The organism is Arthrobacter sp. I3 (assembly GCF_000520575.1).
GTDB lineage: Bacteria > Actinomycetota > Actinomycetes > Actinomycetales > Micrococcaceae > Arthrobacter > Arthrobacter humicola_A.
Genome location: NZ_KI914902.1, coordinates 81,344 through 83,745 on the forward strand (window position 1 = coordinate 81,344; position 2,402 = coordinate 83,745).

Annotated in this window: 2 protein-coding genes; one reads left to right on the forward strand and one right to left on the reverse strand. The window is 70.7% G+C overall.

Features of this window, described 5'->3' with window-relative positions; genetic code table 11:
* Nucleotides 1–30 precede the first annotated feature (30 nt).
* Entirely contained in the window at nucleotides 31–846 is an 816-nt protein-coding gene (locus tag Y706_RS0103105; RefSeq protein WP_028275419.1) for a methyltransferase domain-containing protein, read from the reverse strand.
* A 142-nt stretch (nucleotides 847–988) separates the two neighbouring features.
* Here Y706_RS0103105 and Y706_RS23325 point away from each other — a divergent pair, with 142 nt between their 5' ends.
* Nucleotides 989–2,353 (forward strand): APC family permease, encoded by a 1,365-nt coding sequence (locus Y706_RS23325; RefSeq protein WP_043434438.1) that lies wholly within the window; start codon nucleotides 989–991, stop codon nucleotides 2,351–2,353.
* The last annotated feature ends 49 nt before the right edge of the window (nucleotides 2,354–2,402 follow it).

Sequence of the window (2,402 nt, forward strand, 5' to 3'; positions counted from 1 at the left end):
TGTGCCGGTGCTGTGACCGCCGGCCGCCGCTCACGCCCGGGCGATGACCTCGCCGTTGGGAATCAGGAACCAGCCGTCGTCGGTGGAGCCCCACCGGTGCCAGCCCGCGGAAATCCGGGCCAGGTCCGCCTCGCTGGCCAGGCCGTACTCGAGCGCCTGGTCGGCAAAGGAGGAATGCAGCACCCGCTCGCCCCACACCCGGGCCTGCCAGCGCCGCTCATGCCCAGTGGCGTAGAGCCAGTTGCTGCTGGACGGCGCCACATCCGTGAAGCCGGCGGCCTGCGCCCAGGACACGAGCCGGCGGCCGGCGTCGGGCTCGGCGCCGTTGCGACGGGCGATCCGCTGGTAGAGCTCCATCCAGTCGTCGAGCTCGGGGATGGCCGGGTACCAGCTCATGCCGTGGAAGTCGGCGTCGCGCACCGCCACAATCCCGCCTGCCTTGGCCGCCCGGCGCATCTCCCGCAGCGCCGCGACGGGGTCCGTGAGGTGCTGGAGGACCTGATGGGCGTGGACGACGTCGAAGGATTCGTCCGGGAAGTCGAGGTCGTAGATGTTGCCGGCGGCAAAGCCGACGTTGTCCACGCCGCGCTCGACGGCGAGGGCCGCGGCCTGGGCGATGATGTCGGGGGAGCGGTCCAGGCCCGTGACCATGCCCGGCGCCACCAGCTCCGCGAAGTCGCAGGTGATGCTGCCAGGCCCACAGCCGACGTCGAGGACGGAGGTCCCGGGCATCAGATGCGGGAGCACGAACGCTGCCGAATTCTCCGCCGTGCGGGAGGCATGGGCACGGACCACCGACTCGTGGTGGCCGTGCGTGTACACATCGTCAGGCTGCTGCGCACTCATAATGGAACGCTACCCTCCCGCGCCCGGAAAAGGGTGGACCCCCGACTGCGGGTCAGCAGGCACGCGGCGGCAGGCAGTTTTTTGCGGGTGGCCGTCAGTTTTGCCGCTTCCGGCGCCGGTGATTCTACGGATGATTGGAGGGGTGAAAGTCAACAGAAAAAATGATGGCAGCGGCAGCGGCGCCGGCAACGGACTGGGCCTGTTCCGGGCCACCGGAATCTATGTCGGCGCGATCCTGGGCTCGGGTGTTCTGGTGCTTCCCGCCATCGCAGCCAAGGAGGCCGGCCCGGCGTCGCTCCTGGCCTGGGCCGTCCTGCTGGTGTTCTGCGTTCCCGTTGCCTTCAGCTTCGCCGAAATGAGCCGCCAGCAGCCCGACGCCGGCGGGATCGCCCACTTCGTCAAGCGTGCCTTTGGTCGCCGCGCCTCGGTGGTGGCCGGGTACCTCTTCTTCTTTTCGATCCCCTTCGGCGCCCCGGCTACGGCCGTGATCGGCGGCAACTACATCGCCCACGCCGTCGGCGGCGGCCGGGACACCGCAGTCCTCGCGGCGGCGGTGATCCTGCTGTCCGCCTTCGCGAGCAACGCCGTCGGCATCAGGGTTTCCAGCCGCATGCAACTGGCGCTCATGGTGCTGCTGGTGGCACTGCTCGCGCTCGCCGTCGTGCTCGCGGTACCGCACGCCAAAGCGGAAAATTTCCAGCCCTTCGCCCCGCACGGCTACTGGGCGGTCGGCGGTGCCGCGAGTCTGCTGTTCTTCTGCTTCGCCGGCTGGGAAGCCGTCTCGCACCTGGCCGGTGAGTTCCGGAACCCCGGGCGCGATCTCCGGCGGGCCACGTGGCTCACGCTGATTGTGGTGGGCGCGGTCTACATTGGCGTTGTCGCCGCCTCGGTGGCCGTCCTCGGCCCGGAACTGCCCGCTACTGCGGTGCCCGTCGCGGCGTTGCTGGAGAAAGGGCTGGGCTCATTGGCGGCCCCGCTCACCGCGGTTGCGGCGGCGGTTTTGACGTTCGGCCCCATCAACACCTTCGTGGCCGGGGCCAGCCGGCTCGGGGCTGCTCTGGCGTCCGACGGCGTGCTGCCGACCGCGCTTGCACGCGGTGCCGGGCGGGGACAGGTACCCGCCGCAAGCCTGGCAACTCTGGCCGTCCTGACCTTGCTGTCCTTCGCTGCCGCCGTCGCCGGACTCACCGACATGCAGTTCCAGATCGGCGCGGCCTCGGCGTGTTTCACGGCCGTCACCGCGTTTGGGCTGGCGGCCGGCATCCGGCTGCTGCAGCCGCGGACCGTTGCCTGGTACGGCGTGATCGTGGCGGCCGGGGTCATGGTGGCCGTCCTGATCTTCAGCGGCTGGGCGCTGGGGGTTCCGCTGGCACTGGCAGCGGCCGCCGTCGGCGTCGGCAGGCGCTTTGGCGGGTCCCAGGAAGAGGAGACGACGCCGGAGACGGCGCCTTCTGCACTGGCGGAGGCGCTCCCTGGTGGCCGGCCGCAAACCGCCGCCCATCCGTGACGCCCGGGCAGCCGCCCATCAGCCGGGGCGCTGCCCCGGCGATTGCTCC

What these genes read in the sequence shown, in the direction of transcription:
- Y706_RS0103105 (WP_028275419.1), bottom strand. Translation starts at nt 846, where the DNA reads ATGAGTGCGCAGCAGCCTGACGATGTGTACACGCACGGCCACCACGAG.